This window comes from Gluconacetobacter aggeris, from assembly GCF_014174395.1.
Classification (GTDB): Bacteria; Pseudomonadota; Alphaproteobacteria; order Acetobacterales; family Acetobacteraceae; genus Gluconacetobacter; species Gluconacetobacter aggeris.
In genome coordinates, this window is sequence record NZ_JABEQD010000005.1 from 75,335 (window position 1) to 87,516 (window position 12,182).

The 12,182-nt window shown below is 67.7% G+C and carries 13 protein-coding genes; 5 read left to right on the forward strand and 8 right to left on the reverse strand.

Translation table 11 applies throughout. The features are described from left to right. Window positions 1-139: 139 nt before the first annotated feature. Window positions 140-370 carry a 50S ribosomal protein L31 gene (gene rpmE, locus HLH36_RS09240; protein ID WP_182986109.1) on the reverse strand — a complete coding sequence of 77 codons (231 nt, stop codon included), beginning with the start codon at window positions 368-370 and terminating at the stop codon, window positions 140-142. Window positions 371-589: 219 nt separating this feature from the next. Here rpmE and mscL point away from each other — a divergent pair, with 219 nt between their 5' ends. Continuing rightward, window positions 590-1,054, forward strand: a complete 465-nt coding sequence (gene mscL / locus HLH36_RS09245) for a large conductance mechanosensitive channel protein MscL (RefSeq protein WP_182986110.1) — start codon at window positions 590-592, stop codon at window positions 1,052-1,054. Between the two features lie 40 nt (window positions 1,055-1,094). Here mscL and HLH36_RS09250 read toward each other — a convergent pair whose 3' ends face one another. After that, window positions 1,095-1,826, reverse strand: coding sequence for an SDR family NAD(P)-dependent oxidoreductase (locus HLH36_RS09250; protein ID WP_182986111.1), 732 nt, complete (start codon window positions 1,824-1,826; stop codon window positions 1,095-1,097). A 268-nt stretch (window positions 1,827-2,094) separates the two neighbouring features. Between HLH36_RS09250 and HLH36_RS09255 the strand changes: the two genes are divergently transcribed. Beyond that, on the forward strand, window positions 2,095-2,544 hold the full coding sequence (locus tag HLH36_RS09255; RefSeq protein ID WP_182986112.1) for a hypothetical protein: 450 nt from the start codon (window positions 2,095-2,097) through the stop codon (window positions 2,542-2,544). Here the strand turns inward: HLH36_RS09255 and secF are convergent. The 3 genes from secF to HLH36_RS09270 all read right to left on the reverse strand — a co-directional run bounded on the left by secF (window position 2,474) and on the right by HLH36_RS09270 (window position 6,296). Next, window positions 2,474-3,415: a protein translocase subunit SecF gene (gene secF, locus HLH36_RS09260; protein WP_182986113.1), complete on the reverse strand. Its 942-nt coding sequence runs from the start codon at window positions 3,413-3,415 to the stop codon at window positions 2,474-2,476. The genes HLH36_RS09255 and secF overlap by 71 nt on opposite strands. Window positions 3,416-3,427: 12 nt before the next feature. Beyond that, window positions 3,428-4,984, reverse strand: a complete 1,557-nt coding sequence (gene secD / locus HLH36_RS09265; protein WP_182986114.1) for a protein translocase subunit SecD — start codon at window positions 4,982-4,984, stop codon at window positions 3,428-3,430. A gap of 163 nt (window positions 4,985-5,147) precedes the next feature. Beyond that, window positions 5,148-6,296, reverse strand: a complete 1,149-nt coding sequence (locus HLH36_RS09270) for a PA0069 family radical SAM protein (protein ID WP_182986115.1) — start codon at window positions 6,294-6,296, stop codon at window positions 5,148-5,150. Window positions 6,297-6,474: 178 nt separating this feature from the next. On the opposite strand from HLH36_RS09270, the gene HLH36_RS09275 reads away from it, so the two are divergent. Then, window positions 6,475-7,494, forward strand: a complete 1,020-nt coding sequence (locus HLH36_RS09275; protein ID WP_182986116.1) for a Gfo/Idh/MocA family protein — start codon at window positions 6,475-6,477, stop codon at window positions 7,492-7,494. A 56-nt stretch (window positions 7,495-7,550) separates the two neighbouring features. Here the strand turns inward: HLH36_RS09275 and HLH36_RS09280 are convergent, their stop codons facing one another. The 3 genes from HLH36_RS09280 to HLH36_RS09290 all read right to left on the reverse strand — a co-directional run bounded on the left by HLH36_RS09280 (window position 7,551) and on the right by HLH36_RS09290 (window position 10,823). Further along, window positions 7,551-7,898, reverse strand: a complete 348-nt coding sequence (locus HLH36_RS09280; RefSeq protein WP_182986117.1) for a 4a-hydroxytetrahydrobiopterin dehydratase — start codon at window positions 7,896-7,898, stop codon at window positions 7,551-7,553. Window positions 7,899-7,935: 37 nt separating this feature from the next. Continuing rightward, a complete protein-coding gene (locus HLH36_RS09285) occupies window positions 7,936-9,747 on the reverse strand; it encodes an ABC-F family ATP-binding cassette domain-containing protein (protein ID WP_182986118.1) in 1,812 nt (603 codons plus the stop codon). Between the two features lie 338 nt (window positions 9,748-10,085). Continuing rightward, a complete protein-coding gene (locus HLH36_RS09290) occupies window positions 10,086-10,823 on the reverse strand; it encodes a response regulator (RefSeq protein WP_182986119.1) in 738 nt (245 codons plus the stop codon). Between the two features lie 361 nt (window positions 10,824-11,184). Between HLH36_RS09290 and HLH36_RS09295 the strand changes: the two genes are divergently transcribed. Together HLH36_RS09295 and HLH36_RS09300 are read left to right on the forward strand one after the other, a co-directional pair. Continuing rightward, window positions 11,185-11,760 (forward strand): sigma-70 family RNA polymerase sigma factor, encoded by a 576-nt coding sequence (locus HLH36_RS09295; protein ID WP_182986120.1) that lies wholly within the window; start codon window positions 11,185-11,187, stop codon window positions 11,758-11,760. 160 nt (window positions 11,761-11,920) lie between these two features. Then, window positions 11,921-12,106 carry a hypothetical protein gene (locus HLH36_RS09300; protein WP_182986121.1) on the forward strand — a complete coding sequence of 62 codons (186 nt, stop codon included), beginning with the start codon at window positions 11,921-11,923 and terminating at the stop codon, window positions 12,104-12,106. The last annotated feature ends 76 nt before the right edge of the window (window positions 12,107-12,182 follow it).

Consider the following 12,182-nt stretch of genomic DNA (forward strand, 5'->3'; position numbering starts at 1 on the left):
GCGGATCGATACCTGGCTGGCGGAAACCCGGATGGCGTTTCCGTATCCCTGATGTGAGAAACCCCGCCCCCCGGTTCAAGGGGCAGGGTTCTGCGAACATGACAATGTGGCGGGCGGGGGGTGTTGCCCCCGCAGCCTTTTACGCCTTGGCGCGGCGGCCCAGACCACCGAACTTCTTGTTGAACTTCGCCACCTGGCCCCCGGTGTCGAGCATGCGCTGCACGCCCGTCCATGCCGGATGCGACTTGGGGTCGATGTCCAGGCGCAGCGTCGCGCCGGCCTGCCCGTAGCAGGAACGGGTCTTGTATTCGGTGCCATCGGTCATGATGACAGTGATTTCGTGGTAGTCGGGGTGAATGCCGGATTTCATCGTCAAACCTTCATGCTGGGCCCGCCGATGCCGACCGGGGGCGTTTGCATGGCCGTATAGATGAGGCTCGATGCGGGATCAACGCCTATCTGCCGGGCGGGTGAGGCCGTCGATCGGCGGCGGCACGGCCGCAACGGGCGTGGGCACTGCGTTTTCCTGTTCACGCGGTATCAACCGGGTTGCTATCAACTGTCTGTCGGCAATGCGCAAGGAGGCTTCATGTCCGTCAAGGCCCCGTCCATCCACACTCCGGGATGGATTTTGGAATTCCGCACCTTTCTCATGCGTGGGAACGTCGTCGATCTGGCGGTCGGTGTCATCATCGGCGCGGCCTTCACCGCGATCGTCAACAGTCTGGTCAAGGATATCTTTACCCCGTTCATCGGGCTGCTGATCGGTGGCTTCGATTTCACCAACGTCTTCTTTACCCTGCGCGGACCGCATCTGCCGACCCTGGCAGACGCGCAGAAGGCCGGGGCGGTGACGATCAATGTCGGGCTGTTCCTGAATGCGCTGATCCAGTTCGTCATCATCGGCTTTGTGATCTTCTGGGTGGTCAAGGCCGTGAACAAGCTGACCGCGAAGCCCGAGGCGGCGCCGGCCGCCCCGCCGCCGCCGCCGCGCAGCGAAGTGCTGCTGGAAGACATCCGCGACCTGCTGGCTGCGAAGAAGACCGCGCCCTGAGCGCACGCCGCCATCCGCCTGGCGGATGGCGGCCCTTGGATCAGGCGGTCAGGCCGCCGTCGACGGCCAGGCTGGCGCCGGTGATGTAGCCGGAGCGGGGACTGGCCAGGAATGACACCATCTCCGCGATATCGGAGACCTTGCCGTAGCTGTCGGTGGCGGTGACGCTGCGGATGGCGGCCGCCCCGGCGCCGTCCGCCGGGTTCAGGTCGGTGTCGATCGGGCCGGGTTCCACCACGTTGGCGGTGATGCCCTGCCTGCCCAGGTCGCGCGCCACGCCGCGCGCGAAGCCCCCCAGTGCTGCCTTGGTGGCGGAATAGAGCGAGATGCCGGGGAAAGGGGCGCGCTGGCCGAAAGCCGAGCCGATATAGATCAGCCGGCCGCCAGCGCCCATGTGCTTCACGGCTTCCATGGTTTCGACCATCACCGCGCGCACGTTCAGGTGCAGCGTGCGGTCGATCTGTTCCACGCTCATCTCGCCGATCGGGCCGTAGGGGTACATGCCGGCATTGCACACCAGGACGTCCAGCCGGCCGAGCGCCGCCACGGTCCGGGTGATGGCGGTGACGTTGCCTTCGGTAGTGGCGCCGTCGGCCTGGATGGCCACGGCGCGGCGGCCGAGGGCCTGGACCCTGGTCACGACCTGGGTGGCAGCAGTGGCGTTGCTGGCATAGGTCACGGCGATGTCGAAACCGTCTTCAGCCAGTTTCGCGGCGATGGCGGCGCCGATTCCACGGCTTCCGCCGGTCACGAGGGCGACACGCTGGGTCATGGATTTCATCCTTGGCTTCTGGTGGAGGCGGAGGTGCCGACTGGCCTGGGGCCGCGGGACATGTCCGTTGCCGAGCCGGCAAGGCGCCTTCCTCCTCTATGCAGCGGGTTCCGCCGGGCCACAAGGAATTGGGCGGCAGGGATGGTGGGGACGCGGTATGCGCGGCCGCGAATAGGCAGGGATGCCGTCCATCGGCGCCGGTCGGCATGAGAGGTTTTGATCGGGGTCGATTCTGCTCTAGGCTTCGGCCATGACGGAGAGCTGGAACATGATCGGACGGCGGAAGCCCGTGGCCTTGCTGGTGGCAGGCTTTATCGGGCTGGCGGGATGCCATGCCGAAATGCCGGCGGAGACGATCCGGCCGGTCAGTCAATTGCCATTGCCGTTGCAGGCGTATCTGAGCGTCGACGCTTATTTCATCGCCCAGGGGATGGTTCGGGGGCGGTTGTCGGATGGGCGGCTGATGCATGACCAGGCGCGGGACCTGGTGGCCAGCACGCTTTATGCCCGCCAGTTGACCGCGCAGAACATGCTGCACCCGACGGCAGATGGACAGCGGCGGGTGCAACTGGCCATCGAGATGATGCTGGCCTGCGTCCAGCAGGCAAACAGCGGGTCGACCGCTGCCTGCCTGGGGCCGTCGCCGGTCAGCGGGGAGGCCGGGCGTCCCGTCGCAGGCGCTTCTCGCCCAGCAACAGCAGAATCGGCGCCGCGATAAAGATCGAGGACGAGGTTCCGACCACGATCCCGAACAGCATCACCCATGCGAAGCTGGAGAGGCTGGCGCCGAACAGGGCCAGCGGCAGGGCGGCCAGGAACACGGTCATGGATGTGCCCAGCGTGCGGCTGAGGGTTTCGTTGATCGACAGGTCGATCAGTTCGGCCAGGGGCATGGTGCGGTATTTGCGCAGATTCTCGCGCACGCGGTCGTAGACCACCACCTTGTCGTTGGTGGAGTAGCCCAGGATCGTGAGGATGGCCGCGACCATCACCAGGTCGAACTCGAAATGCGTCACGACCAGGAAGCCGACGGCCTTGGTCAGGTCGAGGATGAGGGTGATCACGGCGCTGACCGCGAACTCCCATTCGAAGCGGAACCAGATATAGCCCAGGATCATCAGCAGGCTGATGCCGAGCGCCAGCATGCCGTCGCGGAACAGCTCGGCCGAGACCGAGGCGCCGACCGCATCGGCGCGCAGCACCTGCGCGCCCGGCAGGGTGGCGACCGCGTGGCGGACCGAATCGACCAGCGCCTGGGTGCGGGCCTCGTGATCGGCGCTGGCAGCGGGGGGCGCATCCAGGCGGATCAGCACGTCATCGGGGGCGCCGAAGGACTGGACGCCGGCGGCATCGACATGCTGGCCCGCCAGGGCCGCGCGGACCTGGCCGAAATCGGCTGGCCCCTGGGTGCGGACCTCGACAACGATGCCGCCGCGGAAATCCAGCCCCAGCGTCAGGCCGGGGTGAAGGAACAGGATGATGGACGCGATCGACAGCACGGCGGACGTGGCCAGGCCGATGAACCGGCCGCGCATGAAGTTGATCCGGGTGCCGTTGGGCACGAAGCGCAGGAGGGGGCGAGAGAACATGGGCAGGGCGCCTCAGACCGGCAGGACAGTGGGACGGGTGCGCGCGTACCAGCGCACCATCAGCATCCGCGACAGCAGCAGCGTGGTGAACAGCGTCGTGACGATGCCGATCATGATCGTCAGGGCGAAGTTCTGCACCGGGCCGGTACCGAAGGCGAACAGCATGATATGCGCCAGCAGGGCGGTCGCGTTGCTGTCCAGGATGGTGGAGGTCGCGCGCTCGAAGCCCGCCTGCATCGCGGCCAGGGGGGTGCGGTTGCGGGCGATTTCCTCGCGGATGCGCTCGTTGATCAGGATGTTGGCATCGACCGCCATGCCCAGGGTCAGCAGCATGCCGGCCATGCCGGGCAGGGTCAGCGTGGCCTGGAACAGCGACAGGATGGCGACCATCAGCACCAGGTTGGCCAGCAGGGCCACGTTCGCGTACCAGCCGAACCGGCCATAGAACAGGGCCATGAAGACGATCACCAGCCCGAAGCCGACGCCCAGGCTGATCATGCCGGCGCGGATCGAATCAGCGCCCAGCGACGGGCCGATGGTCCGTTGCTCGATGACCGACAGCGGGGCGGGCAGGGCGCCGGCGCGTAGCAGCAGGGCGAGGTCGGTGGCCGATTGCGCGTCGAACCCGCCGCTGATCTGGCCGTTGCCGCCGGTGATGGCGCTGCGGATGACCGGAGCCTGTACCACCTTGTTGTCGAGTACGATGGCGAAGCGGCGGCCGACATTGGCGCGGGTCGTTGCGGCGAAGGCGCGCGCGCCCACGGAATCGAAGGTGAAATCGACGGCCCATTCGCCGGTCTGCTGGTCGATGGCGGCGGAAGCGTTGGTCAGGTCGGAGCCATCGACATCGACATGGTCCGCGATCGGCAGTTTCTGGTCCGGCGCGTTCATCATCGGCAGCAGGGTGACGCCGGGACCCGGTATGGCGCCGAGCGCGCTGTCCTGCACCATGTGGAAGGTCATCTTCGCCGTGGTGCCCAGCAGGTGCTTGACGCGTTCCGGGTCGCTGATGCCCGGCAGTTCGACCACGATGCGGTCGTCGCCCTGGCGGGTGATCTCGGGATCGACCGCGCCGGTCGCGTCGATGCGGCGGCGGACGATCTCGATCGACTGGGTGACGGCCTCGGTCGCGCGCAGGCGCATGGCCTCGGGCGAGAGCGTGATGGCGATGGCGCCGTCGGGCCGCTGGGCGACCGCGAACTCATTGGCCACCGCCATCGGCATGGCGCGCAGCGTCTTGAGGTCGGCCTCGGTTTCGGAGGGCGTGCGTGGCGTGAAGGTCACGGTGCCGGCATGCGTGTCGGTCGCGATGTCGCGATAGCCGAGGCCCGCGCCCAACAGCGCCTGGCGGGTGCCGTCGGCCAGCGTGCGCAGGCGGTCGGCGGTGACGCTGTTCATGTCCACCTGCATCAGCAGGTACGAGCCGCCCCGCAGGTCGAGCCCCAGATGGATCTGCCGCCACGGCACCGTGGGCGCGGGCTGGCGCAGGGCATTGGGAAGGCAGAGCAGCACTCCCAGAAGGCAAACGGCGACGACCGAGGCCAATTTGAGCCGGCTGTAATACATCATGACTGAAAAGGGTGCTCCTTACGCCCGGCCCAGCCGGCTCCCTGTTCGCGTGTCGATGCCGCCGGACGGTGGGCGACGCGGGAACATGCCGGGCCGGCGCGCGGGATGCAACCGCTGGCGGGCGCTGGCGGTGCGGAATCCGTCCGTTTCGCACGCGTACTCGTCAGAACAGTGACAGTTGTGCCTCGGGAGGGGGCGGTGGCGGGGCGAAGCGCGTGCAGTCCAGGGGACGTCCGCGGGTCAGGCCCAGCGCCCGGCGGGCGCGGGTGAAACGCTGGGCCAGCAGGTCGGCATGCACCCCATGGCCGCGGCCGCGCCGGCCGAAGGCCGAATCGTTCAGCTTGCCGCCGCGCACCGCACGGATGCGCTGCAGGACGTGGTGCGCGCGATCGGGGTAATGGCGCGCCAGCCAGTCCTCGAACAGTGGCGCGACTTCCAGCGGCAGGCGCAGCAGGGCGTAGCCGGCATCGCACGCGCCGGCCCCGGCGGCGGCGGCGAGAATCGCTTCCAGTTCGTGATCGTTCAGGGCCGGAATCATCGGCGCGGCCAGGACGCTGGCGGGAATGCCGGCGGCGGCCAGGGCGGATATGGCCTCCAGCCGGCGGGCGGGGGTGGAGGCGCGCGGTTCCATCCTGCGGGCCAGGTCGGGATCGAGCGTCGTCACCGACAGGCTGACGCGCACCAGGTTGCGCGCCGCCAGAGCCTTCAGCACGTCGAGGTCGCGCAGGATGCCGGCCGATTTGGTGACGATGGTGACCGGGTGAGAGAACCGGTCCAGCACCGTCAGGATGGCGCGGGTGAGGCCCATCCGGCGTTCCACGGGCTGGTAGGGGTCGGTATTGGTGCCCAGCGCGATCGGGCGCACCCGGTAGGCGGGGTGGCGCAATTCGCGCTCCAGAAGGCGGGCGGCGTCGGGCTTGCAGGTCAGGCGGGTTTCGAAATCCAGCCCCGGCGACAGGCCGATCCAGGCGTGGGTGGGGCGGGCGAAGCAATAGATGCAGCCATGTTCGCAGCCGCGATAGGCGTTGATCGACCGGTCGAAACCGAGATCCGGACTCTCGTTGCGGGTGATGATGGTGCGCGCGGGCTCGAATGTCAGTTCGGTGCGCGGAGCGGATTCGTCCTCGGCCAGGCTGTCCCAGCCGTCATCGACCGGGGAGGATTGGTGCCGGGCGAAGCGGTCGGGCGGCGAGAGGGTGGCGCCGCGCCCGTGGCGGATGCCGGCCAGGCTGGACGATTCGCCCGCCAGCGTGCGCGGGGCGGCGCGGGTCGGCTGTCCGGGGCCGATGCGGATGGGGGAAGAGTCGGACATGGCGGGCTCCGGCATGATGTGCCCGGTGGGGCGGGCGGCATGATGGCAGGCCGGCGTCGCGCCATCAAGAACAAAAAGGGAACATGTGGCCTTGCGCCCGTTCTGTGCGGCTGGCGCCTCTGGCCCATCGGGCGCCGGTGCTCTAACCCTTCGTCATCCTGGATGCGGAGAGGATGCGATGGCGGGGCTGTTCGGTGGCGGAGCGGGACGGGGTGAGGCGGCGCGGCAATTGCGCGTGGGCGTCATCGGTGCCGGGCATTTCGGACGGTTCCATGCGCTGAAGGTGGCGGCGTCGCCGCGCGAGTGCCTGGTGGGCATCCACGATCCGGACCAGGCGCGGGCGGCCGCTGTCGGGGCCGAGGCCGGCGGCGCGCCGGCGCTGGCGCTGGACGCGCTGCTGGAGTGCTGCGAGGCGGTGGTGGTCGCGGCCCCGGCCGAACATCATTTTGCCCTGGCCGACCGTGCGCTGCGGGCCGGCCGCCATGTGCTGGTGGAGAAGCCGATCGCCTCGACCCTGGAGCAGGCCGACCGGCTGGCGGCGCTGGCCGTGGAGACGGGGCTGGTGCTGCAGGTGGGGCATCTGCTGCGCTATTCGGCCGAGCACCATGCCATCGCGGCGCGGATCACGCGCCCGCTCTATATCGAGGCGACGCGCATCGCCCCCTTCAAGCCGCGCGGCACCGATGTGTCGGTGATCCTGGACCTGATGATCCATGATCTGGACCTGGTGCTGGCGATCGTGGAAAGCGAAATCGTGGATGTCGATGCGCTGGGGGCGGCGGTGAGTTCGCAGCATGAGGACATCGCCAATGCCCGTGTGCGTTTTGCGAACGGGTGCGTGGCCACCATCACCGCCAGCCGGATCTCGCTGAAGACGGAGCGGCGGATGCGCCTGTTTTCGGAAGAAGGGTATCTCTCAGCCGATTTCGTGAAGCGCGAGCTGACGATGATCGGCCGAAAGAAGGGGCTTCCGCTGCCCGGTACCGGGGGCTTCCGCCGCGAGGTCGTGAGCTGGGACGACCATGACACGCTGGCCGCCGAGCATGTGGCTTTCGCTGCCGCGTGCCTGGATGGGGCGCCTGTGCTGGTGGATGCGCAGGCCGGCCGGCGCGCGCTGGCGGCGGCGCTGGCGGTGACGGACAGTATCGCCTCGGTGCGGGCCCTGTGGGAGAAGTCGGGGCTGGTCAGCCCCGGCTGACGGGTGACTAGAGCAGATCCTGTTTGAACGTGTGCGTTCGAACAGGTGGAAATGCTCTAGTGGGGCAGGGTCTCGATGCGGGCCGCCATGATGAAATCGTTGCGGTGCAGGCCGCCGATGCTGTGGGTTTGCAGCGTCAGGCGTACATAGCCCCAGCCGAAGGCGATATCCGGGTGGTGGTCGGCGGCCTCCGCCAGGGCCGCGATGCGTTCGACCAGCGCGTAGGCGTTGGCGAAATCGGGCAGGACGCAGGAGCGCATCAGCATCGTTCCGTCCGCCGACAGGGTCCAGTTGGGGATCTGGGCCAGCAGGGTTTCGGCCTCGGCGCGTGTCAGGGCCGGCGTGTTGCGGGGGCAGGGGGCGATGACCTCGCGCGCGAGGGTGGCGGCGGCGGATAGGGGCATGGGCTATTATCCTTCAGCCGGCCGCGCGCGGGCTGGGTCAGGATGAACCCAGCGACTCGCGCAGCATTTCCAGTTCCAGCCAACGTTCCTCGGCCGCCGTCAGTTCGGCCTCGGCGCGGTCCAGTTTTTCCGTCGTCGCGGTGAAGGAAGCCGGATCTCGGGCATAGAGGCCGCCATCCGACAGGACCGTCCGCAACTGGCCGATCTGCTCCTCCAGCGTCGCGATCTGGCCGGGCAGGCGGTCCAGCGCGTGCTGGTCCTTGTAGGACAGTTTGCGCGTCGGGCTCTTTTCCGCCCGTTTCTGTGGTGCCGGAGGCGTGCCGGTTTCGGCGCGCCGGTCGCTCCGGCCTGCCGGGGCGATGCCGCCGCGCTGGGCCAGCATGTCGCTATAGCCGCCGGCATATTCAACCCATCGTCCGGCGCCTTCCGCCAGCAGCACCGACGTGGCCACCCGGTCGAGGAAATCGCGATCGTGGCTGACCAGCAGCACGGTGCCGGCATAGGCGTCCAGCATCTCCTGCAGCAGGTCGAGCGTTTCCAGGTCGAGATCGTTGGTCGGTTCGTCCAGCACCAGGAGGTTGGAGGGGCGGGCGAGGGCGCAGGCCAGCATCAGCCGCCCGCGTTCGCCGCCCGACAGGGCGCTGACCGGGGTGCGGGCCTGTTCCGGGCGGAAGAGGAAATCCTTCATGTAGCCGATGACGTGGCGCTTCTCGCTGCCGACCTGGACCATGTCGCCACCGCCGCCGGTCAGCGTATCGGCCAGCGTGCGGGTGGGATCGAGCGTGCGGCGCTGTTGGTCGAGGGTGACGACCGACAGGGCGGTGCCGATGCGGATTTCGCCCGAATCGGGCTGGTCCTGGCCCGTCAGCAGGCGGAGCAGGGTACTCTTGCCCGCGCCGTTGGCGCCGACGATGCCCAGCCGGTCGCCGCGCAGCACGCGCAAATCCAGCCCGTCGATGACCGTGCGGGGGCCGTAGGCCTTGCGCACATCCTCGGCCACGGCGACCAGCTTGCCGGACAATCCGTCCTCGTTGGCCTGCATCTTCACGCCGCCGGGGGCGCGCACGGCCTCGCGCCGTGCCTGGCGGAGGGCGGCGAGTTCGCCCACGCGGCGCACGTTGCGCTTGCGCCGGGCGGTGACGCCGTAGCGCATCCAGTCTTCTTCGCGCGCGATCTGGCGGTCCAGCTTGTGGGCGTCGCGTTCTTCCTGTTCCAGGATGTCTTCGCGCCAGGATTCGAAGCGGGCGAAGCCCTGGTCGAGGCGCCGCGTGAGGCCGCGATCCAGCCAGACGACGCTGCGGGACAGGGTTTCCAGCAGGCGGCGGTCATGGCTGATGATGACCATGGCCGAGGACAGGGACAGCAATTCGCGTTCCAGCCACTCGATGGTCGGCATGTCGAGATGGTTGGTGGGCTCGTCCAGCAGCAGCAGGTCGGGTTCGGGCGCCAGGGCCCAGGCGAGAGCGCAGCGGCGGGCCTCGCCCCCCGAAAGATTGGCCGGATTCTCTTCGCCCGTCAGGCCCAGTTCACCCAGCAGCAGGGCGGCGCGGTAATCGGGCCCGTCGGCGGGTATGCCGGAGCGGACGTAATCCAGCGTGGTGGCGAAGCCCGACAGGTCGGGTTCCTGCGGCAGGTAGCGCACGGTGGTGCCGGGCTGGAGGAATCGTGTGCCGTCATCGGCCGCCAGTTCGCCGGCCGCGATGCGCAACAGGGTGGATTTCCCGCTGCCATTGCGCCCGACGAGGCAGATCCGTTCGCCGGCCGAGACGCCGAAACCGGCACCGTTGAGCAGCGGAGCGCCGCCGAGGGTGAGGGTGATGTCCTGAAGAAGAAGGAGAGGAGGCGACATGACCGGGTTCTGGACCATGGCAAGGGCGGCACGCAAGGGGAAAGGGCCAAATCCCCGTTAAGGAGAAAGCCTGCCTTGAGTGCCGGTCTGGCGAGCGGGAGCAGCCCAAGGGGTCGCGGCCGGTGTGTGTGTCCCGGGTATCGGGGCGGCATCGACCACGCCGGGTCAGAAGCGCGTGACGTGAGGGGGAAACCTGCCTTGAGGGCCGCTCTGGCGAGCGGGAGCGGCCCACAGGGCCGCGGCCGGCGTGCGTTCCCGAGCACCGGAGCGGAGCGGCCTTGATGGCCGTGAGCACCGGCGCGCAGGGAACGCGCGTCGGACCGCCGCCAGAGTGGCTCTCAAGGCAGGTTTTGGGGGCCGCCGGTGACTGCCTGGTAGGTCGCGATGGCGAGGGTCATCGGTTCGAACGGTTTGGTGACGACGAAGGCGGGTTCGATGGCCTCGCCCGTCAGCAGGCGTTCGGGATAGGCGGTGACGAAGATGACCGGTGCCATGTGATGGCGCAGGATGCTGGCCACGGCGTTTGCGCCGTCGCCGCCCGTACCCAGATTGATGTCCGCGAGGATCAGGCCCGGCTTGGTCTGGCGGGCCAGTTCGATGGCGTCGGCCTCGGTCGCGGCCACGCCGGCGACCTGATGGCCGCACCAGCGGACCAGGTCCTCGATATCCATCGCGATGATCGGCTCGTCCTCGATGATCAGGATGGAGGTCTGGGCGACCTTGCGCAGGCCGGCATGGGCGCGGGCGAGGATTTCGGCGGCTTCTGCCTCGCCCAGGTCCAGGACCTGCGCGGCATCGGCGATCGTGAGTTCTTCCAGTGATGTCAGAAGCAGGAGCTTGCGCTCCAGAATGTTCAGGGCTTCGGCCTCAGAGGCCGGTGCGGGCCTGAACCGCCGCGAGATCCACTGGTACAGGCATTGCCGTGCCGGCAAGGGCCCGGCTTCCGCCATGGCCAGGCCCCGCAGGCTTTCGGCCACCAGGAGATCGCCGCGTGGCTGACTGCCGGTCAGGGCACGGGCATATCGCCTGGCATAGGGAAGGGCCCGGATCAGATCCTGCCGCCGCGAGAGGGGCATTGGACGGTCAACTCCGCAAGGAACACGTTACGTTAACAAGAAACACGTTACACTGTTGATCATGACAGCGTTAAAATTGTCCGCAAGAGGAAGCAGGGAGTAGCGCGCCCTTCGCTGGGCGATCGTGTCGCTGTCGCGACATCCGGACGGCGGAGGGAACGCTTCGCCCGCCCATGGGTGGCGATCGGCAGGAATGTGCATAAACGGTGGCAGATGCCGGTTTCAAAGTATCGGATTGGGGTCGCGACGGGATTTTCACGCTAGATTTGGGGTTTCTAAACGCTCTTCACGCTTTCGTCATGATAAAAATACAAACCTGCCATTACACTGATGCAAGTTTCGGCAAGCGAGGAACAGAACAATGGCAAATAATTTCCATGACCAGGTCATCGCGATCCTCCCGCGGCTGCGCGTTCAGGCACTTGCCCTGACACGGAACCGAACGATGGCTGAGGACCTGGTGCAGGATGCCGTGTGCAATGCGCTGGCCGCCCAGGACAGTTTCATCCCCGGGACCAATTTTTCTGCCTGGATGCACCGCATCCTCCGTAACCGCTTCATTTCCGACCTGCGCAAGCGGCGGGAGACCACCGATATCGAGGATATTCCCGCGTCGGTGCTGGCGACCACGGCCCCGCATGAGGACCGGCTGGCGCTGAAGGACCTGGCGATGGCACTGGACCGCCTGCCCGAAGACCAGCGCGAGGCCCTGATCATGGTGGTGCTGCACGGCATGAGCTACGAGCATCTGGCCGAGGCGACTGGCTGCGCGGTCGGCACGGCCAAGAGCCGGGTCTTCCGTGCCCGCCGCCAACTGGAAAGCTGGATGATCGGAGAGGACCAGGAATCGCCGCAGATCAAGGCGCGGATGGCCCGCATGCGTGGCCTGCTGGGCGCGCGGATGGGGACGCGCGAGGCTGAAGCGACACGTCCCTGATTCACGCCCCCCGCAACCCTTCGCTTGCCTGGTGGTTAAATCCTGAGTCGGACGGCTGGACGGTAGGTCGCGGGCTGTTTTACTGTCCGCCAACATCGACATGATCGGGATGCGGGTTTCAGAGGGTTGGCGGGGTATTAGTGGATCTCAGGGATCACCGATGACGTCCCGCAAGGATTCCCGTCCGACGCGGCCGTCGAAAGCCAGCAAGACCACCCAGCGAGACGATCCGTTCGAGCTATGGCTCAAGCGCGGGCTGCATGAGCTTTTCGACGAAGTCGCTTCCGAGCCTCTTCCCGAGGAGCTGTTGCGCCTGATCGAGGAAGACCGCAAGACCAGGGGCTAGATGGACAAGGGTGGCGAGCGGAGGCAGCCGAGGTGGGGCGTGCCCTATAGCGGATGGTTTCTGCAGTTGTTCGGGA

Excerpts from the sequence above, each read along its gene's own strand:
- rpmE (WP_182986109.1), bottom strand. The coding sequence starts at position 370 with ATGAAATCCGGCATTCACCCCGACTACCACGAAATCACTGTCATCATG.
- mscL (WP_182986110.1), top strand. The coding sequence starts at position 590 with ATGTCCGTCAAGGCCCCGTCCATCCACACTCCGGGATGGATTTTGGAA.
- HLH36_RS09250 (WP_182986111.1), bottom strand. The coding sequence starts at position 1,826 with ATGACCCAGCGTGTCGCCCTCGTGACCGGCGGAAGCCGTGGAATCGGC.
- HLH36_RS09255 (WP_182986112.1), top strand. The coding sequence starts at position 2,095 with ATGATCGGACGGCGGAAGCCCGTGGCCTTGCTGGTGGCAGGCTTTATC.
- secF (WP_182986113.1), bottom strand. The coding sequence starts at position 3,415 with ATGTTCTCTCGCCCCCTCCTGCGCTTCGTGCCCAACGGCACCCGGATC.
- secD (WP_182986114.1), bottom strand. The coding sequence starts at position 4,984 with ATGATGTATTACAGCCGGCTCAAATTGGCCTCGGTCGTCGCCGTTTGC.
- HLH36_RS09270 (WP_182986115.1), bottom strand. The coding sequence starts at position 6,296 with ATGTCCGACTCTTCCCCCATCCGCATCGGCCCCGGACAGCCGACCCGC.
- HLH36_RS09275 (WP_182986116.1), top strand. The coding sequence starts at position 6,475 with ATGGCGGGGCTGTTCGGTGGCGGAGCGGGACGGGGTGAGGCGGCGCGG.
- HLH36_RS09280 (WP_182986117.1), bottom strand. The coding sequence starts at position 7,898 with ATGCCCCTATCCGCCGCCGCCACCCTCGCGCGCGAGGTCATCGCCCCC.
- HLH36_RS09285 (WP_182986118.1), bottom strand. The coding sequence starts at position 9,747 with ATGTCGCCTCCTCTCCTTCTTCTTCAGGACATCACCCTCACCCTCGGC.
- HLH36_RS09290 (WP_182986119.1), bottom strand. The coding sequence starts at position 10,823 with ATGCCCCTCTCGCGGCGGCAGGATCTGATCCGGGCCCTTCCCTATGCC.
- HLH36_RS09295 (WP_182986120.1), top strand. The coding sequence starts at position 11,185 with ATGGCAAATAATTTCCATGACCAGGTCATCGCGATCCTCCCGCGGCTG.
- HLH36_RS09300 (WP_182986121.1), top strand. The coding sequence starts at position 11,921 with ATGACGTCCCGCAAGGATTCCCGTCCGACGCGGCCGTCGAAAGCCAGC.